The organism is Amycolatopsis sp. NPDC005003 (genome assembly GCF_053600695.1).
The window spans coordinates 1-21509 of sequence record NZ_JBSGAI010000066.1; the positions used below are offsets into that span (position 1 = coordinate 1).

Annotated in this window: 23 protein-coding genes; 17 read left to right on the forward strand and 6 right to left on the reverse strand. The window is 68.4% G+C overall.

Going from position 1 to position 21509, the window contains the following annotated elements:
- Nucleotides 1–303 precede the first annotated feature (303 nt).
- Nucleotides 304–756, reverse strand: a complete 453-nt coding sequence (locus ACWED2_RS43940; RefSeq protein WP_449696449.1) for an Lrp/AsnC family transcriptional regulator — start codon at nt 754–756, stop codon at nt 304–306.
- A 111-nt stretch (nt 757–867) separates the two neighbouring features.
- On the opposite strand from ACWED2_RS43940, the gene ACWED2_RS43945 reads away from it, so the two are divergent.
- The 5 genes from ACWED2_RS43945 (at nt 868) to ACWED2_RS43965 (ending at nt 6740) form a co-directional block, all read left to right on the forward strand.
- On the forward strand, nt 868–1305 hold the full coding sequence (locus ACWED2_RS43945; protein WP_449696450.1) for a rhodanese-like domain-containing protein: 438 nt from the start codon (nt 868–870) through the stop codon (nt 1303–1305).
- Between the two features lie 15 nt (nt 1306–1320).
- Nucleotides 1321–2067: a type 1 glutamine amidotransferase gene (locus ACWED2_RS43950; RefSeq protein ID WP_449696451.1), complete on the forward strand. Its 747-nt coding sequence runs from the start codon at nt 1321–1323 to the stop codon at nt 2065–2067.
- A 94-nt stretch (nt 2068–2161) separates the two neighbouring features.
- Nucleotides 2162–3295 carry an anion permease gene (locus ACWED2_RS43955; RefSeq protein ID WP_449696452.1) on the forward strand — a complete coding sequence of 378 codons (1134 nt, stop codon included), beginning with the start codon at nt 2162–2164 and terminating at the stop codon, nt 3293–3295.
- A 29-nt stretch (nt 3296–3324) separates the two neighbouring features.
- Entirely contained in the window at nt 3325–6300 is a 2976-nt protein-coding gene (locus ACWED2_RS43960) for a bifunctional [glutamine synthetase] adenylyltransferase/[glutamine synthetase]-adenylyl-L-tyrosine phosphorylase (RefSeq protein WP_449696453.1), read from the forward strand.
- A gap of 14 nt (nt 6301–6314) precedes the next feature.
- Nucleotides 6315–6740, forward strand: a complete 426-nt coding sequence (locus ACWED2_RS43965) for an acyl-CoA thioesterase (RefSeq protein WP_449696454.1) — start codon at nt 6315–6317, stop codon at nt 6738–6740.
- A 441-nt stretch (nt 6741–7181) separates the two neighbouring features.
- Here ACWED2_RS43965 and ACWED2_RS43970 read toward each other — a convergent pair whose 3' ends face one another.
- Nucleotides 7182–7727 carry a hypothetical protein gene (locus ACWED2_RS43970; protein ID WP_449696455.1) on the reverse strand — a complete coding sequence of 182 codons (546 nt, stop codon included), beginning with the start codon at nt 7725–7727 and terminating at the stop codon, nt 7182–7184.
- A gap of 467 nt (nt 7728–8194) precedes the next feature.
- Between ACWED2_RS43970 and ACWED2_RS43975 the strand changes: the two genes are divergently transcribed.
- Genes ACWED2_RS43975 through ACWED2_RS43985 form a run of 3 tightly spaced genes read left to right on the forward strand, consistent with a single transcriptional unit; the run spans nt 8195 to nt 9525 of the window.
- Entirely contained in the window at nt 8195–8623 is a 429-nt protein-coding gene (locus ACWED2_RS43975) for a hypothetical protein (protein WP_449696456.1), read from the forward strand.
- A 45-nt stretch (nt 8624–8668) separates the two neighbouring features.
- A complete protein-coding gene (locus ACWED2_RS43980) occupies nt 8669–9076 on the forward strand; it encodes a helix-turn-helix domain-containing protein (protein WP_449696457.1) in 408 nt (135 codons plus the stop codon).
- Nucleotides 9073–9525, forward strand: a complete 453-nt coding sequence (locus ACWED2_RS43985) for a DUF6941 family protein (protein ID WP_449696458.1) — start codon at nt 9073–9075, stop codon at nt 9523–9525. Before ACWED2_RS43980 ends, ACWED2_RS43985 begins: the two co-directional genes overlap by 4 nt.
- A 67-nt stretch (nt 9526–9592) precedes the next feature.
- On the opposite strand, the gene ACWED2_RS43990 is transcribed toward ACWED2_RS43985, so the two are convergent.
- Nucleotides 9593–10264: an HAD family hydrolase gene (locus ACWED2_RS43990; RefSeq protein ID WP_449696459.1), complete on the reverse strand. Its 672-nt coding sequence runs from the start codon at nt 10262–10264 to the stop codon at nt 9593–9595.
- Nucleotides 10261–11103, reverse strand: a complete 843-nt coding sequence (locus tag ACWED2_RS43995) for a GntR family transcriptional regulator (RefSeq protein ID WP_449696460.1) — start codon at nt 11101–11103, stop codon at nt 10261–10263. Before ACWED2_RS43995 ends, ACWED2_RS43990 begins: the two co-directional genes overlap by 4 nt.
- Before the next feature lie 198 nt (nt 11104–11301).
- Between ACWED2_RS43995 and ACWED2_RS44000 the strand changes: the two genes are divergently transcribed.
- From ACWED2_RS44000 to ACWED2_RS44035, 8 genes are all read left to right on the forward strand, one after another.
- Nucleotides 11302–11766 carry a hypothetical protein gene (locus tag ACWED2_RS44000; protein WP_043784231.1) on the forward strand — a complete coding sequence of 155 codons (465 nt, stop codon included), beginning with the start codon at nt 11302–11304 and terminating at the stop codon, nt 11764–11766.
- Between the two features lie 527 nt (nt 11767–12293).
- The gene (locus tag ACWED2_RS44005; RefSeq protein WP_449696461.1) at nt 12294–12596 is read left to right on the forward strand and encodes a hypothetical protein; all 303 of its coding nucleotides are present in this window, start codon (nt 12294–12296) and stop codon (nt 12594–12596) included.
- Nucleotides 12580–12828, forward strand: a complete 249-nt coding sequence (locus ACWED2_RS44010) for an AMED_5909 family protein (protein ID WP_449696462.1) — start codon at nt 12580–12582, stop codon at nt 12826–12828. Before ACWED2_RS44005 ends, ACWED2_RS44010 begins: the two co-directional genes overlap by 17 nt.
- Before the next feature lie 337 nt (nt 12829–13165).
- On the forward strand, nt 13166–14719 hold the full coding sequence (locus tag ACWED2_RS44015) for an FtsK/SpoIIIE domain-containing protein (protein WP_449696463.1): 1554 nt from the start codon (nt 13166–13168) through the stop codon (nt 14717–14719).
- Nucleotides 14716–15102, forward strand: a complete 387-nt coding sequence (locus ACWED2_RS44020) for a hypothetical protein (RefSeq protein ID WP_449696464.1) — start codon at nt 14716–14718, stop codon at nt 15100–15102. Before ACWED2_RS44015 ends, ACWED2_RS44020 begins: the two co-directional genes overlap by 4 nt.
- Complete coding sequence (locus ACWED2_RS44025; protein ID WP_449696465.1) at nt 15102–16733, forward strand: replication initiator; 1632 nt, start codon at nt 15102–15104, stop codon at nt 16731–16733. The genes ACWED2_RS44020 and ACWED2_RS44025 overlap by 1 nt, the downstream gene beginning before the upstream one ends.
- Nucleotides 16734–16751: 18 nt before the next feature.
- Entirely contained in the window at nt 16752–16937 is a 186-nt protein-coding gene (locus tag ACWED2_RS44030; protein ID WP_449696466.1) for a helix-turn-helix transcriptional regulator, read from the forward strand.
- Nucleotides 16938–16972: 35 nt separating this feature from the next.
- The gene (locus ACWED2_RS44035) at nt 16973–18220 is read left to right on the forward strand and encodes a tyrosine-type recombinase/integrase (RefSeq protein WP_449696467.1); all 1248 of its coding nucleotides are present in this window, start codon (nt 16973–16975) and stop codon (nt 18218–18220) included.
- 139 nt (nt 18221–18359) lie between these two features.
- Here ACWED2_RS44035 and glnA read toward each other — a convergent pair whose 3' ends face one another.
- A complete protein-coding gene (gene glnA, locus ACWED2_RS44040) occupies nt 18360–19784 on the reverse strand; it encodes a type I glutamate--ammonia ligase (protein WP_449696468.1) in 1425 nt (474 codons plus the stop codon).
- Between the two features lie 269 nt (nt 19785–20053).
- Here glnA and ACWED2_RS44045 point away from each other — a divergent pair, with 269 nt between their 5' ends.
- Complete coding sequence (locus ACWED2_RS44045) at nt 20054–20443, forward strand: RDD family protein (RefSeq protein ID WP_449666783.1); 390 nt, start codon at nt 20054–20056, stop codon at nt 20441–20443.
- Nucleotides 20444–20760: 317 nt separating this feature from the next.
- On the opposite strand, the gene ACWED2_RS44050 is transcribed toward ACWED2_RS44045, so the two are convergent.
- Nucleotides 20761–21489 carry a DUF4191 domain-containing protein gene (locus ACWED2_RS44050; protein WP_449696469.1) on the reverse strand — a complete coding sequence of 243 codons (729 nt, stop codon included), beginning with the start codon at nt 21487–21489 and terminating at the stop codon, nt 20761–20763.
- Between the last annotated feature and the right edge of the window lie 20 nt (nt 21490–21509).

A 21509-nucleotide genomic window follows, 5' to 3' on the forward strand; every position in this document is an offset into this window, starting at 1 on the left:
GAGAGTAGGACACCGCCGAACTTACCGTGAAGAGAGGGCCTGGGCCCGGTAGAGACCACGAGTCTCCCGGCCCAGGCCCTTTCTCCATTTCCGCCCCTTTCCCCGCGCCCGCCCCCTCAGGCCCGCGAGTTCCGCCGGCAATCACGCGAGATCCGGCCTCAATCACGCCAGTTCCGGCCCCAGCCAGGCGAACCCCGCCCCGAATCACGCGAGTAACGCCCGGCCGGCCGCCGTGATGCCTCCCCCATCACGCGAGATGGCTCTCCAGACACGCGAGATGCCCCCGGGACCACGCGTGATGCCTCACGCAGAGCCCGGCCGAGCCACCGAACGCCTCCGCAGCGGCGACGACAACACCAGCGACGTGTTCGTCTCCCCGTACCGCTGCACCTTCTCGACCAGCTCCTCCAGCTCCGCCGTACTCCGGCACAGCACCCGCAGGACCCAGCACTCGTCACCCGTCACGTGGTCCGCGGCCACCACCTGCGGCAGCGGCAACACCGCCGTCCGGAACCGGGGTGTGTCCAGGCTTCGGACCCGGGCGCGCACCAGCGCCTCGATCGGCAACCCCAGCTTCGTCGTGTCGATGCTCGCCGCGTAGCCCGTGATCACTCCGCGCTCCTCGAGACGGCGGACGCGTTCCGTCACCGCCGAGCCGGACAGCGCCACCCGGCGGCCCAGCTCCGAGAAGCTCAGCCTGCCGTCCGCCTGCAGGAGCTCCAGCAGGCGCCAGTCGACGTCGTCCAGGTGGTCCACCGCAACTCTCCCGGGTTCACAGGGCCAGAACAGGGAAATCCCCGGCCGTCCCGGGATTCCACGCCGATTGTGCCCTGTCCTGGAACCCGCGAACCCAGCAGGATTTACCCCATGACGCGCACGCTCGCCTTCCCCGCCGCCGCCCCCGAAGCCGCCGTGACGTACTTCGGTGCCGAGCTCGGGTTCGAGGTCGATCCCGACGATCTCGTCCAGGACCTCGAAGCCGGCCGCACCGATGGCTACGTCGTCGTCGAAACCCGGGCGCCCGAGGCTTTCGCCCACGCCCGCATCCCCGGCGCGATCAACCTGCCCTACCGGGACCTGACGGCGGACAGCACGAAACACCTCGACCGCGACCTCGTCTACGTCTGCTACTGCGAAAGCACCGTCTGCAACGCCGCCACCAAGGGCGCGCTCAAGCTCGCCCAGCTCGGCTTCAAGGTGAAACGGCTCTCCGGCGGCATCACCGCCTGGATCGCCGCCGGCTACCCGGTCGAAGGCGGCAAAGCCGACGCAACCACCGAACAAGGAATTCGCTGTGCCTGCTGACCTACCCTGGACAGCGTGACCCGAATCCTGATCATCCAGCCGGACGCGTCGGACCCGCTGGGCCCCCTCGGCGACTGGCTGACCGAGGCCGGCGCGGAACTCGACGTCCGCCTGCTACCGGAACAAGACCTGCCCGACCTCGACGGCTACCGGGCCGTCGTCTGCCTCGGCGGCGGCATGGCCGCGGAAGACGACGCCAAGCACCCGTGGCTCGCCGACGTCCGACGGCTGCTGTCCAAGGCCGCCGCGAAGAATCTGCCCACCTTGGGCATCTGCCTCGGCGCCCAGCTGCTGGCCGTCGCGACCGGTGGCCGCGTCGAGGTCGCCCCGGACGGGCCGGAGGTCGGTCCGCACCTCGTCAGCAAGAAGGACGCGGCGTGGACCGACCCGCTGTTCGCCGACCTTCCACTCGTGCAGGACGTCCTGCAGTTCCACACCGACGCCATCACCCGGCTCCCGCCCGGCGCCGAGCTGCTCGCGTCCTCGCCGCGCTACGCGCACCAGGCCTACCGGCTCGGGCGTTGTGTCTACGGTGTCCAGTTCCACATCGAGACGACGCCGGCCGTCGTCGAGAGCTGGGCCGCGGAATGCCCCGAAGAAGCCGAATTCGCCCGGCCCGGCGCGCTGGAGCACGAAAAGCTGGTGACCGTGCACGCCGACATCGAGGAGACCTGGCGCCCGTTCGCGCAGCGGTTCGTCAAGCTGGCCGCCGGAGAACTCGAAGCCGCGGTGGCAAGTCACCGTACTTTGCCGCTGGCTTAACGACAGAGGTCACAACCAGCAACATCCTGTTAACGCCGGGCGTACCCGTCAGGTACCTTGCGGGAGGAGTCCCCACAAGGGTGCGGAGGTCGGGGTGCAACCCTCGTTGCTGGTCGTGGTCGTCGTCGTCACGGCCCTCATTTTCGATTTCACGAACGGGTTCCACGACACCGCGAACTCGATGGCCACGTCGATCGCCACCGGGGCACTCAGGCCCCGCGTGGCCGTCGCGATCTCGGCGGTGCTGAACCTGGTCGGCGCGTTCCTGTCGGTCGAAGTCGCCAAGACGATCTCCAGCGGCCTCGTCGACGACACGAAGATCGGCCCGGCGATCGTCTTCGGCGGGCTGATCGGTGCCATCGTCTGGAACCTCGTGACGTGGTTCGTCGGCCTGCCGTCGAGTTCGTCGCACGCGTTGTTCGGCGGCCTGATCGGCGCCACCTGGATCTCCGCGGGGGCCGACTCGGTCCACTTCGGAAAGATCGTCGAAAAGGTCCTGGTCCCGGCCGCGGCCAGCCCGGTCATCGCCGGGCTCGTCGCGATGACCGCGACCTACCTCGTCTACCGCTTCCTGGTGCGCGGCCGCCCGGCCACGCGCGGGTTCAAGGTCGGCCAGATCGTCTCGGCCTCCCTGGTCTCGCTCGCGCACGGCACCAACGACGCGCAAAAGACGATGGGCGTCATCACGCTCACGCTCGTCACCGCCGGCAGCCTCCCGGCGGGCGCGTCGCCGCCCGTCTGGGTGATCATCAGTGCCGCGTGTGCCCTGGCCCTCGGCACCTACCTCGGTGGCTGGCGCATCACCCACACCCTCGGCAAGGGCCTCACCGACATCGAAGGCCCGCAGGGCTTCGCCGCGCAGACGAGCTCGGCGCTGGTCATCCTGATCTCGTCGCGGCTGGGCTTCCCGCTGTCGACGACACACGTCTGCTCCGGCGGCATCGTCGGCTCCGGCGTCGGCCGCCGGGACGCGCCGGTCCGCTGGCGGATGGCCGGCCGGATGGTCGTCGCCTGGCTGTTCACGCTGCCCGCGGCCGCGATCGTCGGCGCGCTCTCCGGCAAGATCGCCTCGCTGGGCAACGCGGGCACCGTCGCCGTGGGCGTCGCCGGGGCCGGGGTCGGCCTCGGCATCTACCTCCTCTCGCGCCGCCACCCCGTCACCGCGCACAGCTTCCAGGTGCCCGAGCCGACGCCCGCCGGAGCCGAGCCGGGCCGGCTCGCCGCCTGAGCCGCCACGCCGGGCTACGGTGGTCGGTGATGGCAGACCGAGCGCGAACGACCGCTTCCGCGGCGAGGTACGGCTTCACCGATTCCCGTGCCGAGGGGCAGTTGCGCGCGGCCGGCTGGTGGGCCGACGCCGGCCCGGTCGCCACGGCGGCCGACGTGCTCGCGGCGTTGTCCCGCACCGCCGACCCCGACCTCGCGCTGCGCGGCCTGGACCGGATCCGCGAGGCCGACGCCGGAGAGTGGGCCGACCTCGAAGCGCAGCTCCGCACGCACCGCACCTTCCGCGGCCGCTTCCTCAGCGTGCTCGGGACGTCGAGCGCGCTCGCCGACTTCCTCGCTGCCAACCCGGAGCAGTGGCGTTCGCTCCTGGGGGACAAGTGCACCGACTCCGCCTGCTACCGCGAAGCCCTGCGCACGGCGCTCCTGGCCGAAGACGGTTCGGTGCGCACCGGGCCCAAGGCCGAGCACGCCCTCAAGGTCGCCTACCGCGGCCAGCTGCTCGGCATCGCCGCCGCCGATCTCGGGCACGTCGTCGAGGCCGGGCTCGAGCACCCGGGCTACGCCGAGGTCGCGGCCCAGCTGACCGAGCTCGCGGAGGCCGCGCTGGCCGCCGGGCTCCTCGTCGCCGAGGCCGAAGCCGGCGCGTCGGCCGAAGGCACCCTGGCGATCATCGCGATGGGCAAGTGCGGGGGCCGGGAGCTCAACTACGTCAGCGACGTCGACGTCATCTTCGTCGGCGAAGGCGACCTCGGCCTCGCGACCCGGCTGGCGAGCACGATGATGCGCGTCGTCGACAGGGCGTGCTTCGAGGTCGACGCGGCGCTGCGCCCGGAAGGCAAGGCCGGCGCGCTCGTCCGCACGCTCGACGGCCACCACGGCTACTACCAGAAGTGGGCCAAGACCTGGGAGTTCCAGGCACTGCTCAAGGCGCGGCCGGTGGCCGGCGACGCCGAGCTGGGCCGCCAGTACGCCGAGATGGTGGCGCCGCTGGTGTGGTCGGCGGCCGACCGGGAGAACTTCGTCGCCGAGGTGCAGCAGATGCGCCGCCGCGTCGAGGGCCACGTGCCGTCCGAGCACGCCGAGCGCGAGCTGAAGCTGGGCCGCGGCGGCCTGCGCGACGTCGAATTCGCGGTGCAGCTGCTGCAGCTCGTGCACGGCCGCGTCGACGCCGACCTGCGCTCATCGTCCACGATGGACGCGCTCGAAGCGCTCGGTGAAGGCGGCTACGTCGGCCGCCAGGACGCCGCCGAACTGGGCGCGTCCTACGAGTTCCTGCGGATGATCGAGCACCGGCTGCAGCTGCGGCGGCTGCGCCGGACCCACCTGTTCCCGGCGCCGTCGGACACCGCCGAGCTGCGCATCATCGCCCGGGCGAGCGGGATCAAGGCGAGCGGCGGCAAGAGCCAGGGCGAGGCGCTGCTCGCGGAGTTCCGGCGGCACGGCAAGGGCATCCGGCGCCTGCACGAGAAGATCTTCTACCGGCCGCTGCTGCAGTCGGTCGCGAACGTGCCCACCGAGGCGCTGCGCCTGACCACCAAGCAGGCCGCCAGCCGCCTGGCCGCGCTCGGCTACACCGCGCCCGACGGCGCGCTCCAGCACATCAAGACCCTCACCGCGGGCGTCTCGCGGCGCGCGGCGATCCAGCAGGCGCTGCTTCCGGTGCTGCTCGACCTCTTCGCCGACACCCCGGATCCGGACGGCGGCCTGCTGTCATACCGGAAAGTGTCCGAAGCGCTCGAAGACACGCCGTGGTACCTGCGGGTGCTGCGCGACGAGGGCACGGTCGTCGAGCGCCTGGCCTTCCTGCTGGGCACGTCCCGGCTGGTACCCGACCTGCTGGTCCGCGCGCCGGAGGTGCTGCAGCTGCTCGGCGACCCGGCGCGGCTGCTGGGCCGCACGCCGGCGGAGGTGGCGAAGTCGCTGCGGGCCGCCGTCCGGCGTCAGCCCGGCTTGAACGCCGCCATCGCCGCCGCGCGTTCGCTGCGGCGGCACGAACTCCTGCGCGTCGCCTGCGCCGACCTGCTCGGGCTGCTGGACGTGCCGGCTGTGTGCGAAGCGCTGTCTTCGGTTTGGGCCGCGGTGCTGCAGGGCGCGCTGGCCGCGGCGTACCGCCAGCGGCAGGCCGAGCTCGGCCGGACGCCGGCGCGCATCGCGGTCATCGGGATGGGCCGGCTCGGCGGCGCCGAACTCGGCTACGGCTCCGACGCGGACGTGCTCTTCGTGTGCGAGCCCTCCGAAGGGGTATCGGACGCCGACGCCGTGAAGTTCGCTTCGTCGGTCGCGGAGACCGTCCGGAAGATGCTGGGCGCGCCGAGCCCGGACCCCGCGCTCGAGGTCGACGCCGACCTGCGGCCGGAGGGGCGGAGCGGGCCGCTGGTCCGGACGCTGGAGTCCTACCGCGCCTACTACGCGCGGTGGGGCGAGGTGTGGGAGGCGCAGGCGTTGCTGCGGGCCCGCTTCATCGCGGGCGACGACGACCTCGGCGAGCGCTTCATCGCGATGATCGACCCGATCCGCTACCCCGAAGGCGGCCTGGACCCGACGAAGGCCCGCGAGATCCGCCGCATCAAGGCCCGCGTCGAGACCGAGCGCATGCCCCGCGGCGCCGACGCGACACTGCACACGAAGCTCGGCCGCGGCGGCCTCGCCGACGTCGAGTGGACGGTGCAGCTGCTGCAGCTCCAGCACGCGCACTCCGTCGATAGCCTGCGGACGACGTCGACGCTGGACGCGCTGGCGGTGCTCCCGGAGGCGGGCCTGGCCGAGCAGCCCGAAGCGGACTCGCTGGCCGAGGCGTGGCTGCTGGCGACCCGGGTGCGCAACGCGGGGATGCTGGTGCGCGGCAAGGCGGTCGACCAGGTGCCGGGCTCGGGCCGCGACCTGGCCGCGGTGGCCCGGGTGCTCGGCCAGTCGGCCGGCGACGACCCTGGGGAGTTCCTCGACACGTACCGCCGCATCACCCGCCGGGCGCACACGGTGGTCGAGCACCTGTTCTACGAGGCCTGACCTACAGTGGGCCGGTGACCGATCGCGAACCCTTCCGTACCCGGATCAAGGTCCGGCACTACGAGCTGGACACCCTGGGCCACCTCAACCACGCCGTGTACCACTCGTACGGCGAGGTCTCCCGCCTGGAACTCCTCGAAGCGGCGGGCGCGCTGAAGGGGCTCCCGGGCGTGGCTTCGGTGCTCCTGGAGACGCACGTGGTCTTCCGCCGCGAGCTGCGCGCCGGCGACGAGGTCGACGTGACGTGCGTGGTCAAGTTCGGCAGCGGCAAGACGTTCAAGATGGATTCGAACATCTTCAAGCTCGACGGCACGCTGGCCGCGGAGATCACCTGCACGCTGGGGCTGATGGACCTGGAGCGCCGCAAGCTGGTCGACGACCCGCGGGGCCGCTACGAGGCCGCGGGCGCGGACATGGCGCTGCTGTCCCCGTCGGAATAAAACCCCGGCCCTTTTCGTGATCGAATTTTCGTGCGACATCCGTTTCTGAAACGGTGGGCCGAACGTAGAAAAAAAGATCGGGGCGACGGCCGAGGGTGTTCCCCTCGACCGCCGCCCCGTGTTCGTGGACGGTCAGATCACACGTCGTAGGTCTGCCACGACCCGGCTTCTACCTGCGGGCTGATCGTCGGCACCCCTGCTGACCTGCTGGTTATCGGTCGTCGTTGGTCGTTCATGGTCAACTCTGGCGGACGTCTGACGGCCTGGAGACGGCCTGACGCGGTGGCAGTCCGCCCCCGTCTTCCTCGCCCCTGCCGCTGTTAGCACCGGGCTGCCGGGGTCAAGGGGGAGCGCAGCTCATCGCGCAGCGACGCCGCAGGCGCCCTTGATGCCGGTGGGCTGGTGTTAAACGATCCTGTGCGAGGAACGGCTTACTGGTCGTTATGGCATTAACCCTGGGACGGCAAGCGCGACCGTCCCGGCGCCGACGAACAGCAGGCTGGTGATCTGAAGCCTCACGGTCCCGATCGCTACGGACCTGGCAAGCTCCCGGCTAGCGTTCTCGACTTCGCGTATCTGGCGCTCTGTGTCGCCAACGGCCGTGCGCAGTGCGCGCACGTCGTCGCCTCGTCGGCTCCGCTCCTGTAGCGCTTCCTGCTCGACCAGTTCGATACGTCGCTCGATCCAGCGGAACTTCTCCTCCATGGATAGCGCTACTGGCGCGGGGCCACGCGACACGATCCCTTCGGCGTGTATCGCCACTCCTGTGGCCATTGCAGCCCCGGCCGCGACGCGCACGTCGAGGTCACGGTTGCGACGGAGGACGCGACGTAGGGAATGACGGGCCCAGCCGAGGGCCCTGGTTATCGCAGGCCACACAGGCTCGGTGCCGTGCTCTCGGTTTGTCGACACATAGGCACCCACGGCCAGGCCGATGCCCACGATCGACAGCAACAGGCCGACGATGGTCAGCACGATCTTGAACATGCAGGTAAGACGCGCTGGTGGTCATCGATGTTGCAAATGCCGCGTGCCGGGGCCGCCGGCCGGAGCGGAGCGGAGGCTGGGCGGTCCGGGCACGGCGCGCTTGCGCGCCGTCTTGATCCCATAGAGCTGAATTCGGCAGGGGGAAGGACTTGGCGGCAGCGTCTGCCGGACGTAACGAAGGTCGGCTGTGTCCTGTCACGACGTCGACCAGGCTATCTACGTGACTTCGCTGGTGTCTGCTCTCCGACCGAGAGCATCAGAGGACAGATACTGGCCACTCATGTGCAACTCATCGACGGGTTCGCGGTCTTGGCCTACTGTCCGATCGACCACTGAAAGTAACGATCTGGGACGTAACAGAGCCCGACCGATACGGGCGTCAAGTCGGTGCCGACATAAGGGGCACTGGCGACTGTGGCCCTAGTCGGTCCACGCCGCGTGAGTCTTGTGGCTGAAGGGGAGGCTAGGTGACGTCCGGCTGGGTTTCATTTGCGTTCACCAGCGGTGGCCAGTGGAAGTGGTACGAGAAAGAGGGTGTGAATGTCCCGATCGCCGAGGTGCAGGCCCACGCTGCGGACATCGAAGCGGCTGAGGGGGCGGACGCTGCGCGGGACTTCAGGGCTCTGATCAAGGCGAAGCTCAATCGTGCCGAGCGTGGTGAGCTGCATGAGCCGGGGGATGGGCGCCCACGCCTACAGCTCAGACCTGGAGTCATGGAGATCAAGTGGAAGATCGGACGCAAGCAGTGGCGGCTCTACTACAGCGAGCCCCTCAAGCTTCGTGACGCCAAGGTGATGCTTGGCCTCCTGTTCAACCGGAAGTTGTCAAAGGAGCAACAGGATCGGGATATCGAGGAGGCGGCCAGACGCTGGGGGTGGTGGCAGGGTGGAGCATAAAGCTACTATCGGGTTTAGCCGATACTGGAGGGTATGATGAGTGACTTGGATGAGCTGCTCGGCATCGACTCCAGCGACCCCAAGGATGCGCTGGCAGATGAGCTCGTCAAGGCTGACTTTGCCTGGGTCGATCAGCTGGTCAACCTGCGTAAGCGGCTGGGGCTTAGCCAGACCCAGGTGGCTGAAGCGATGGGGCGTTCCCAGAGCGTGGTCTCGGACATCGAGACGATGAGCAGTGACCCTCGTCTCTCGACCCTGCGCCGCTACGCGCTCGCGATTGGCGTTGCGGTCAAGCATCGAGTCTTCCCCTCTAACCTTGCACGCTCAGTCATCAGAGCTGAGCGCCCGGAGGGCATCACTGCTCGCACCGCTGAGGCAGGGGCAAGTCACGCATCGCGCGCTACTGCCGTTCACGTGACCGGACTTGGGCACGTTCAGGTGGGCGTCAGGTGAAGGTTGCAGTACTGACAGCAGACGCGGGCCAGAGTGATTCCGCTACTGGCAAGGCTCATGCCCTTGGTATCGGTTGGACAGCTGTCGATGCGCCGACAACAGCGCCTATGGCTGTGTTGGTCATCTTCAGCTTCGACAGCCAAGAGGAGGCTAGCGGTGCGCACGAGATTCGCCTCGACCTGACGTACGAAGACGGCAAGCCTGTGTCCTTGCCGGGTAGCGACGGGCCGATCACCGTCCTGAGCCACGTCACCATGGGCGTGCAGCCGAATACGCCACCGGACGCGCCAGCTTCGGCTCCATTTGTGGTCAACATTGGGCCCGGTCTGCCGCTTGAGCCGGGACGTCATTACAAGTGGCAAGCAAGCATTGATGGTCAGAGTGAAGCGAGTTGGTCTGCTTCGTTTATTACCCGTCCGGTCACTCCTGTGGACGCTGACGCGAAGTGATGGTGACTTATAAGGGGAGCCCAGGTAGATAGGGCCCCGGCGGTCGGCATGCTCGGCGTTGCGGAGGTTAAGCCACGGTCGCCAAGCCTTTGATCACTTCGGTGACTGCGTCGGCCCCGGCCATAACAAGTTTGGTGCCCTTGCCGGGCTTGTTTGCGTAGCCGATAGAGGCAGTCCCTGCTGCTTTGGCGGCCACCATATCGCTTGTGGAGTCACCTAGAAACACGGACTCGCTGGGGGGTACTTCGAGTGCAGCGACGGCCTGTTGCAAGAGGTAAGGGCTTGGCTTGAGCAGAGCGGCGTTCGGACCGGTCCGCGCAGATACGAAGCTGATCGATCTTCGAAGATCGTAGAGGTCGAGGTAGGCGCCGATAGCTGGCGTGCCGTTGTTGCTGACGATGGCCAGTGGCCGGCCGGATTCATGCCACGCCTCGATGAGGTCGTGTGCGCCGCTTGTGGGCGTGGCGCTAGAGATCGCCTCGACTTCGTGGGCCGCAAAAGCGACTTCGACAAAGCGGGCCTGGTCTTCGCCAAGCGTGGCGGCGTATTGGAAAACGTCGAACGGGTCGGCGCTGGCCGCGATTGCTTCGGGCAAATCAGCGTGTCCGCAGTCAGCAAGGACTCCCCGCAACTGGTTGGCGACTGTGGACGCGGGAATTCCTGCAAAGACAGAGCAAACCGGGCCGTCGAAGTCGAGAAGTAGGGCGCGGGCTCGGGCCAGCACCTCTGCGGCTTTCATCGCTGATAGTCCTTGGCAACGCTGTTCCAGAGACTGTCGAACCAGGTCTTAGCCTGGTCGACGTACTGTGAACCGGTCGACGTGTCGTCGTCGTTGATCGAGTGGTGGAAGAGGATTGCGTCCTTGCCCATGAGGTCGTAGATCGCCTGGGTCTCGCCGCCGAAGTTGATGACGTGCTCGCGGACCGGGTAAAAGCCGAAGAACGTCTCTTCGTTGTTGATCAGGTAGAGCTTGAACATCGGCGGTGCCGGGTGCACGCGGACCTGTGCCGACGCCTTATTGACCAGGCCAAGCTCGCCGAGTTCGGTCACCGAGTCGACGATGGCCAGGGTGTGGCGGCGCATGATCTCTTCGGCGCGCTTGCGGAACAGCGGGCTGTCGGCGTGCTCGTCCACGGTGACCGGCAGGGACCATGGCTGGGTCGGGTCCGGGACCAGCAGGCGGACGGTGATCGACTCGGGCCGTAGCCGGCCGATACGAATCTTGTCCAGCGGTTCGGCGATGACGCCGTGCAGGGTCTCGCCGGAGAACCCGGCGAAGTCGATCGTGACGTCCTGAGCCTCGAAGGCACGTTCGATGTGTGGTCGGAGGCCGACCGGGCGTTCGGTGCGCTCGCGGACGAAGACCCCGCTGCCCTGACGCGACACGATCAGGCCCTCGTCACGGAGTTCGCGGATGGCGTTCTGCACGGTCATCGGCGCGACGTTGTACGTTTTCGCCAACTCGTTCCGCGATGGGAGCTTGTCGCCGGGCGTGAACTTGCGCGTGAGGATCGCCGCGCGCAGCGCGTTCGCCACCTGCACGTAGGGCGGTCGCGGGTCGTCCGGGTCGAGCGCCATGGGTGCTTTCCTTCCTTGACTGGTGGCTCTGCCACGGGTCAAGTTTCAGTCTCCCCGACCAGCTCCAAGCCTGTCTAGGCCACCTAGCGGCCTAGACCGTTTTCGTGTTGCTTGACTTGGCTAGCCAACCTGGCTAACCTGGCCATGACAGCCACGATAGGCAGCGTCGAGTGAGGCGCCTGACCAGGGAGAACCGACATGGCAGTACCGCGCGGAACGCGCTTCGAGATCGAGCACGACGCCGTGTTCCCAGCCGGGGCGGCGATCGTTGGCCCCGTCACTCCGGACATGGAGTACGTCTCCAACGAGGACAAGGCCCGGGGCAAGCAGCCCAAGCAGAAGATCGACGAGCAGACCGGCCTGCCGCAGTGGAAGGTCACCGTGACCGACCCGTCGGCAGAGAAGGACCGCGACAAGTCGGCCACGGTCACCCTGCTCGACCGGGTCCAGCCCGTCCCGCCCCCGGCCGCGATGCAGGGTTTCGACTTCCGGCCGGTCGTGTTCGAGGGCCTGACGGTCGAGGCCCGGGTCATGGGCGAGAAGTTCAAGTACCAGGGATGGGCGCTGCGGGCCACCGGGATGCGTGAGCCGGGTAGTGGTGCTGGCTCGAAGCAGGCCGCGAAGACCCCGGCCGGCCAGAGTGGTCAGCAGAAGGCCGCGTGATGGCGGGGCGGCCGTCGCGTGAGGCGGTCGCTCGGTGGAACGAGGCGTACGCGGAGCAGACGTCCGCGCTGTTCGCTGCGATGAGGTCGGCTTCTGACGATCTGGCGGCAGTGCGGCGTCTTGCTCACGCCTACCACGCGGTTGCGGTGGCGTGGCGTGCCTTGTCTGCCGATCTCGCTGCTCCGTTGTGGGCGCGGCACGCGTCGGCCGTGGCGGCTGAGGAGTTCGAGCGGCGGGCGCGCATGGAGTTCGACCGCGCTGACTCGGCCCAACGACCAGGGGAGATCACATGAGCCGGTGGGAGCGGGTGCGAGCTTGGGAACGCGCCTACGCGCGATACGCCGGGGCGTCGGACGTCGAGTTGCCTCAGGTGTCGCGGGCGGTTGCCGCAGCTTGGCGTGATCTTGCGGCCGAAGTGCCGTTACCGGCCTGGGCGCGGGCGGCCGTCATCTCCGCCGCTGAGGCATTCGAGATTCAAGCCGACAAGTGGGACACCCGCCTTCGGCATGGCGAAAGTGTTCAGGGACATGGCACACGACGAGAAACAGGACGCGGCGGAAGCTGGGTGGGACGGGTTCGGCGTGACGTGGATCGTCGGGTCGGAGGCGGAACTGGCGGTCGAGGAGACTGGTTCGGAGCCGACGCATCCGCCGATGCTGGTGCTCGCGGGGGCGCCGTGCGTGGTGATGCTGCGGCCGCCGGACGACCCGGCGATGTGGCCGGCGTGCGTGAGGTTCCTTCGCCAACTCCGCGACAGCGCGGAGGACATGGCGGCACTCCTCGAAGCCCGCGCGACGGATCGGCTGGTGCGTGATGGCGAAGCCGACTGAGCCGCGCACCCTGCGGGCCGCGCACGAGATCGCAACGGAGCGTCTCCCGGCGCCGGACGCGAACCCAGCAGTGTGGCTGGCGTTCCGGCAGTCGAACGCGCGGATGTACGAGAAGGTCGCCGACGTCGACCGGGGGCACCACCACGAGGCCCTGTATTGGGCGGGGTACGAACGGCGGAAGGCGGGGGAGGTGTCGGCGCAGATCCAGGGCAGCAAGTCGAAGTCTGAATAGTCCCGTGTAGACACACGAACAATCAAACACTGCAACGAAAAACGCGCGCTATGTCGTGCGGCGATGAAACGCGTCCTCTTTCGGTGACGCGGAACCGTAAGGCGCAGAAGCGGAAACTCGGCTACCAACCATGCCGCTCCTGCGCTGTCCACAACCGCGAGGTGTGAACAATGCAAACGCTAGACGATGGCAACAACCGTGCGCCAGTGGGGGTCACCCGCTCGCGGTGCTCGGAATGCAAGCGGTTCGCTCGGCTTCTGCCGGGTGAGACCAAGTGCGCCTCCTGCCTGGGTGCGTTGCCCCTGGATCTCTCGGCAGTGCTGCGGGGTGGTCGGCGATGACTTCCCCCGGAGTGCTCGTGATCGCCCTGGCCGGGCTCGGGCTCGGTGTGTGGGTGCTGGCGAAGATCGGCCGCGCGTTGGCCTCGATGGCTGAGGCGCTGGCCGCGATGGCGGTTGTGTTCTTCGCCCTGTGGTGGGCGTGCAAGGTCGTGTTCTGGCTGTTCTCCCAGGTCGTGATCCACTGGCGTACCTCGTTGACCGTGATCGCGGTCTACCTGTGGTGCATCTGGGTCGGCTGGATCTGGCTCGTCGTGAATCTCGGCGGCTTGGCGCTGATCCTCGGCGTGTGGCGGATGCTCGACGTGACCTCGTTCGATCAGTGGTGCGGCCGGCCGTTGCGGTCGTGGTGGCTGCGCTGGGCGGTCTACCACCTCAAGCTGCCTGGGTGGCTGCACGCCTGCGGGCTGAGCGTCCGGGATGCCGCGCTGCCGGTGGAAGTGACGGTGAACCTGGTTGGCCGTCGTAAGGCTTCGCGGGCGACGGCTCGGCAGTCCGGGGTGCAGGTGCCCAAGGTCCTCGGCGTCCGGTCCGGCGCGTCGTGGGATGAGGTGCGGGTTCGGCTCGTGCCTGGTCAGAAGCCGGAGGACTTCGACGAGGCTGCCCGCGCACTGGCCTCGGCGCGGAAGGTCGCGCGGTGTCAGGTGCGGGAACTGGAGCCGAACGTGGTGTCGGTCGACTTCCAGCGCCGCGACCAACTGGCCTCGGTCGTGCACTCCCCGGCGGTTCCCGAGCAGGCCATGGAGTCCGCGGTGGACCTGCGCCGGGTATGGGCTGGCCGCACCGAGTACGGGCACGACTGGCGGGTGCCGCTGCTCGGCTCGGGCGCGCACTGCCTGACCGCCGGTGCCTCGGGCGCGGGGAAGAACTCGGTGATGTGGTGCCCACTGGTGTCGGCGGCCCCGGCGATCCGGTCCGGGCTGGTGCGCATGTCCGGGATCGACCCCAAGGGCATGGAGCTGGCCTACGGGCGCGGGATCTTCTCCCGGTACGCGGTGTCTGGGAAGGACGCGCTGGAGGTGCTGGACGGCCTGGTGGAGGAGATGGAGTCCCGCAAGCGGGAGTTCGCCGGGCGGGTTCGCACTATCCCGCTGTCGACGGAGTACCCGCTGGAGCTGCTGGAGTTCGACGAGATCGGGGCCCTAACCAAGTACACCGACCGCAAGACCCGCGAACAGATCGTCGAGCGGGTGGCGCTGCTGAACACGCAAGGCCGGGCACTGAACATCTCGGTACGCGGCTATGTGCAGGAGCCGACGAAGGACACCGTCCCCGTGCGGGAGCTGTTCACCCGACGAGTGTGCCTGCGGGTGACCTCCAAGACGCACGTCGGCATGGTGCTCGGGGACGGCGCCTATGAACGGGGCGCGTGGGCAAACCGGATCGGTGACAGTGAGGCCGGGGTGGGATTCGTGTGGGGCGAGGGCATCCGCGAACCCCTGCGCATCCGGGCTGGGTGGGTCTCCGACGAGACCGTGAAGGCGCTGGAGCACTACGTCACCAACGGCGGCGTGGCTCGGCCCGTGCTCGGTGGCGAGGGGGTGGCGGCGTGAACCGGCTGATGGTCTTCCTCGACACGATCCGCGATCACCTCGACCTGCACCAGCTTTCGCCGGTGGCGACATTGACCGTGCGCACGTGGTCGGACCCGCTCACGGTCCAGCTCGACGCCCACCGGCTGCCCGACGTCGCGGGGGCGTTGCAGACCTGGTCGAACACGCTTGATGACGTGTCGGCCTCGCTCTGGCGCACCCCGGACGGCGACTCGGTGCACCTGTCGATCAACGGCCGGACGCCGTGCGGCATCCCGGTCCACGTGTACAGCGGGGTTGCCTACGACCCGGCGGTGTTCCCGGACCTGCCCGCCGAGGCCCGGCAGGACATGCCCGTGTTCCAGCTTCGGCAATGGTCTCGCCCTGGGGAGGTGGCCGCCTAATGACCGACCAGGAAAAGACCCAGCCGGCCACCGGGACGCGCGCCGAACGGATGCGGGCACCGCTGGCTGCTGACGTGATCCGGGCGACGGCGGAGAAGCACGGCGTCTGCGTCCGGCCGTTCACGATGGAAGTCGGCGACACCACGACCGGTGAACTGCGCTACGTCCCCGTCCCGTGCGGCTCCACCGTGGAGTCGGTGTGCCTGCCCTGTGCCCGGAAGGCCAAGGCGCTTCGGCAGGCCCAGTGCCGCGAGGGCTGGCACATGACCGAAGAACCCGTCCTCACCGCCGAGCCGCCCTCGGAGGACCACAAGGAGTTGCTGACCTATCGGGCGGACCTCGTGGCCGCCTATCGGGAGGTGGTCGAGCACGACCAGGCGGAGGCCGAGGAACTGCGAGAGGAGATCGCCGGGGTCGATGCGGAACTTCGGCAACTCGGGATGCGGGGTCGCCTGCCCGCGGCCGACATGCCGACCAAGCGGGCGGTGAAGCGGTCGACAAGGCGGCGTCAGGATGCGCCGAACCTGCCCCGGCAGAAGGTCGCGAAGACGACGGTCGGGCGGGAGTACGCGGGGAAGTTCCGGCCGTCGATGTTCGTGACGCTGACCTGTGACACCTACGGTCCGGTCCGTGATGGGGCGCCGGTCGACCCGTCTCGGTATGACTACCGGCGGGCCGCCCGGGATGCCGTCCACTTCTCGGCGCTGGTGGACCGCTGGTGGCAGAACCTCCGCCGGGTCGTCGGTTGGGACGCGCAGTACTTCGCCACCGTCGAGCCGCAGAAGCGGACCGCTCCGCATCTACACGCGGCGATCCGGGGTGCGATCCCGCACGACGTCATCCGCCAGGTCACCGAAGCGACGTATCACCAGGTCTGGTGGCCCAACCATGACCAGGTCGTCTACGTGGATCGGCTGCCGGTCTGGGACCCGGACACCCGGGCGTTCCTCGACCCGGACACCCGCGAGCCGCTGACCACCTGGCAAGACGCCGTGGAAGAGGTGGAGGACCCGGCGCACGTGGTGACCTTTGGGCGGCAGGTGCATTCGAAGGGCATCCTCGGCGGCACCGAAGAGGCCGGCCGCCACATCGGCTACCTGACCAAGTACCTCACCAAGTCCACAGGGGAAGTGGTGGAGGCGGATACGGCGAGGCTGCGGGATCATCACGACCGGCTGCACGCTGAGCTGTCGGTTACCCCGTGCTCGCCGCGCTGCGCGGTGTGGCTGCTCTACGGGGTCCAGCCCAAGGGCGCGGGCAGCAAGACCACCCCGGGGCACTGCAAGGGACGTGCGCACCGGCGGACCACGCTCGGGCTGCCGGGGCGTCGGGTGCTGGTGTCGCGCAAGTGGTCCGGGAAGACCCTCGACGACCACAAGGCCGATCGGAAGGCGTTCGTTCAGCAGGCGTTGGCCGCGATCGGGATCGAGAAGCCACAACCGGACCCGGCCCAGCTGGTCTGGCGCAAGGTCGAGCCCGGCGACCCGCAGGTCCCGCCTCGGCCGCACCTGGTCATGCGCGCGATCGCGGAACGGATCACGTGGAAGGCCGAGTACGACCGCGCGCTACTCGCTGCCGCCGGACCACCAGGGGACGGTCCGGAAACTTCGGCAACTCAGCTCGCGGCCTGATCTCGAAGGGGGAGGGGTATGGACAAGGTGACGAGTATTGAGCGGCTTTGGACGCTCGACGACGTGGCGGCTTTCCTGCATGTATCGGTCGAGACGGTCCGATCGTGGCGGAAGCGCGGATACGGTCCGCCGGGGCGAAAGATGGGTAAGCACCTTCGCTATGACCCCGAGGCAGTCCGCAATTGGTTCGCTGACGCGGCCTGAATCTTTCTGAATTCGAACAAGGGGAGAAGTCTGCCATGGGGCATATTCAAGATCGCTGGTATCGGCCGAAGGTTGACCCGGAGACCAAGAAGCCGGTCCTCGACGCCAAGGGCAAGCCGGTCAAGGAGAAGTCCGACCTGTACGGCGTCGGCCTGCGGTACAAGGTGCGATACCTCGACCCGGATGGGCGTGAGCGTTCCAAGATGTACCCGGACCGGCAGCTGTCGGCCGCGCGCACGTTCCTCCACAAGGTCGAGAACGACAAGACACAAGGGACCTACCTTGACCCGGAGGCCGGCCGGATGACGTTCCGTGAGTTCGGCGAGAGCTGGCTCAGCTCCCAGACGTTCGACGAATCGAGCCGAGAGGGAACCGAGTTCCGGCTCAAGCTGCACGTCTATCCGACGCTCGGGGATAAGGCGCTGCGCGATATTCGGCCTTCGACTATTCGCGAGTGGGATCGGGCTCTGCAAAAGAAGGGGCTCGCCGAGACCTACCGTCGCACCATCTTCGCCAATGTTTCGGCAATCTTCGCGGCGGCGATCGACGACGAACGGATCAACAAGAACCCGTGCAACGCCAAGTCGGTCACCAAGCCGCGCGGCGAGTACCCGAAGGTCATCCCCTGGCCGGAGGCGCGGGTCCACGCCGTCCGTAGGACCCTCGGCGATCGCTACGGCGTCATGGTCCCGCTCGGCGCGGGTTGTGGGCTCCGCCAGGGTGAGGTGTTCGGCTGGTCACCGGACGACATCACCGAGGGCTCCGACATGCTGCGGGTGGAGCGTCAAGTCAAGATCGTTCGCGGCCGGATGGTCTTCGCGCTGCCCAAGCACCGGAAGACGCGGGAGGTGCCGTTGTCGACGGAGGTCCGGACGGCGATCGAGGAACACATGGAGCGATTCCCGCCGCTGGCCGTGACGCTGCCGTGGGAGGTGCCGGACGGCAAGCCAGTGACGGTCCGGCTGCTGGTCTACACCCGGGAGAGCAACCAGCTCCACCGGCACTCCTTCAACCACCACACCTGGAAGCCGGCCTTGCGGGAGGCCGGGGTGGAGATGCCGGGTCGGGCGGACGGCTTTCACGGGCTTCGACACTTCTACGCCTCGGCGCTGCTGGACGCGGGGGAGAGCATCCGGGCGCTCGCCGAGTACCTGGGGCACGCTGACCCGGCGTTCACGCTCCGCGTCTACACGCACCTGATGCCGTCAAGCTCGGAGCGGACGCGGCGGGCCATCGACGAGGTGTTCCGCCGAAGGGCGCCGCGTGAGGCGACGCATATATAAGGAACGGGACGGCGGTCGGGGTGTTCCCCTCGACCGCCGTCCCGTGTCTGGTGGGACGTCACCTGGTGACCTTCACGGCCTGGTGACGGCCTGGCTGGGGCTCGGACCAGTGAAATGCCTGGTCAAAGCCCCGCGCCGATCACACGTCGTAGTACAGAGCGAACTCGTACGGGTGCGGGCGCAGGCGCAGCGGGTCGATCTCGTTCTCGCGCTTGTACGAGATCCAGGTGTCGATCACGTCCGGGGTGAACACGCCGCCCTCGAGGAGGTAGTCGTGGTCGGCTTCCAGGGTGTCGAGGACCGTGCCCAGGTCGCCCGGGACGAGCTTGACGTCCTTGGCCTCCTCGGGCGGGAGCTCGTAGAGGTCCTTGTCGATCGGCTCCGGCGGCTCGATCTTGTTCTTGATGCCGTCGAGGCCGGCCATCATCATCGCCGAGAACGCCAGGTACGGGTTGCCCGAGGAGTCCGGGCAGCGGAACTCGGCGCGCTTGGCCTTCGGGTTGTTGCCCGTGATCGGGATGCGGACACAGGCCGAGCGGTTGCGCTGCGAGTACACCAGCGAAACCGGGGCCTCGAAGCCCGGGACCAGGCGGTGGTAGGAGTTCACCGTCGGGTTCGTGAAGGCCAGCAGGCTCGGGGCGTGCTTGAGCAGGCCGCCGATGTAGTGGCGCGCGGTGTCCGACAGGCCGGCGTAGCCCGACTCGTCGTGGAACAGCGGCTGGCCGTCCTTCCACAGCGACTGGTGGCAGTGCATGCCCGAGCCGTTGTCGCCGGCGAGGGGCTTCGGCATGAACGTCGCCGTCTTGCCCGCCGCGAACACCGTGTTCTTCACGATGTACTTGAACAGCTGCAGGTCGTCCGCCGCGTGCAGCAGGGTGTTGAACTTGTAGTTGATCTCGGTCTGGCCGGCGGTGCCCACCTCGTGGTGTGCGCGCTCGATCTCGAAACCGGAGCCCTGCAGGTTGCGGACGATCTCGTCGCGCAGGTCGGCGAAGTGGTCGACCGGCGGGACCGGGAAGTAGCCGCCCTTGAACTTGGTCTTGTAGCCCTGGTTGCCGCCGGCCTCGTCGGCGCCGGTGTTCCACCAGCCCTCGATCGAGTCGATCTCGTGGAAGGAGGCGTGCTCGGCGGAGTCGAAGCGGACCGAGTCGAAGATGTAGAACTCGGCTTCGGGGCCGAAGTAGACGTTGTCGGCAACGCCGTACTCGGAGATGTACTGCTCGGCCTTGCGCGCGATGTTGCGCGGGTCGCGGCTGTACGCCTCACGGGTGAAGGGGTCGTGCACGAAGAAGTTGAGGGCGAGGGTCTTCGCCTTGCGGAACGGGTCGATCCGCGCCGTCGCCGCGTCCGGCAGGAGCAGCATGTCGGACTCGTGGATGGACTGGAAGCCGCGCACCGAGGAGCCGTCGAACGCGAGACCCTCTTCGAAGACGTCTTCGGTGAAGGCCTTGGCGGGGACCGTGAAGTGCTGCATCACGCCGGGCAGGTCGCAGAACTGGACGTCGATGACCTCGACGTCCTCATCGGCGATGAGGCGCTGGATGTCGTCTGGAGTAGTGGGCACCCTCGGTGACTCCTTCTCGTTCGAGCTCGTACGGCAGTGCTCTCTTCGGCTCACGCTAAAAGTGCGGTGTTGCCCGACCGTCACCCGTATGTTTCGCCGGTGTTAACGGGTGGTCGATATCGGGTATCCGACCAGGTCGGATGTGGTCCGCGCCACCGGCATACCCTAGACGTGTGGCGAGATGGACCGGTGAATGGCTCCCCGGCACCGGTGACGGTGGTCAGGGCACTGATCAACACGGCTCGCGCTGGCCGGGCGAGAAGTTCGGTTTGCCCGAGTCGGGCGTCGGCTCGGCGGCGAGCGGGGGCGCCCGGCTGCTCGGGCTGATCGTCGACCTCGTGGTGGCCGCCCTGGTCACGGCCATCTTCCTGCACCCGAGCCTGCAGGACCCGGCCGCGATGCAGCAGTTCAACCTCTGGTCCGGCGGCGTGTGGGCGATCATCTCGGTGATCTCGGCCGGCTTCTTCGGCTTCACCCCGGGGATGGCAGTCGTCGGCATCCGCGTCGCCCGTCTCGACGGCGCCGCGCTGGTCGGCCCGCTGCGCGCGCTGGTCCGGGCGGCGCTGACGTTCGTGCTCATCCCGGCGGCGGTCCGCAACGCCGACGGCCGCAGCTGGCTCGACCGGCTGACCGGCACCGTCGTCATCCGGATGCGCTGACCGGCCGCCGGTCCTGAGGGCCGCCGCTAGCTTGCGTGGCTTGGTGGGCGCGCCGCTGTGGATGCCGGTTGCCTGCGTGGCTTGGTTGGGTGCCGCTGTGGATGCCGGTTGCCTGGGTGCGTTGGTTGGGCGCTGCTGGGGGCGCCGGTTGCTTGCGTGGCCCGGTCCGGCGCCGCGTTGCTCGGCGGCGCGGTGAGCGCACAGCCCGGCGCCGCCGGCCGCCCGCGCGGCAGGGACGGCGCTGTCGCCCGGCGCCGTGCTGAACGTGAAAAGGCCCCCGCCCGGGATCCGGGCGGGGGCCTTTCCTCATGCTGGGGTCAGCGGCGGCGGATCGTCCGCTGGACGTTGCGCATCTTCGCGCCGGCCGGCATCGGGCCCTTGGGCAGCGCCGCGCCGCGGTTGCCGAGGGCGGCCAGCTTCGCCTCGAGGGCGTCGACCTGGGCCGGCTTGAGGTTGCGGGGCAGCTTCATCAGGTAGCCCTGGAGCTTCTTCAGCGGCAGCTGGCCCTCGTCGTGGCCGATCGTCACGTCGTAGATCGGCGTTTCGCCGATCAGGCGGGAGACACGCTTCTTCTCCTGGGCGAGCAGGGTCTTCACGCGGTGCGGCGCGCCTTCGGCGACCAGCACGACGCCGGGGCCGCCGAGGACCCGGTGCACCGCGTCGAGCTGCGTGGTCGCAGCGACGGTCGGCGTCACCTTCCAGCGGCCGCGCAGGTTCTCCAGCGCCCACGCCGCGGCGCCGGGCTGGCCGTCGGCCTTCGAGTAGACCGTCTTCTGGACGCGCCGGCCGAAGATGATCATGGCGAGCAGGGCGCCGAGGATCAGGCCGAGCGGCAGCAGCACCCACTGCGCGTCGAAGAAGAACCCGATCCCGAACAGGACGCCGGCGACGACGACGATCGCCCCGACCATCCACGGGATGAGCCACGGGTCTTCCTTGCGCTGCATCTTGAAGGCCTCGAAGAGCTGGCCACGGCGGGCCTTGCTCGCCGCGCGCTTCTCCTTCTTGGCCTGCTTGGCCGCTTCCTTGTCCTGCTGTCCCGCCATATGACCAGGATACGGCCGCG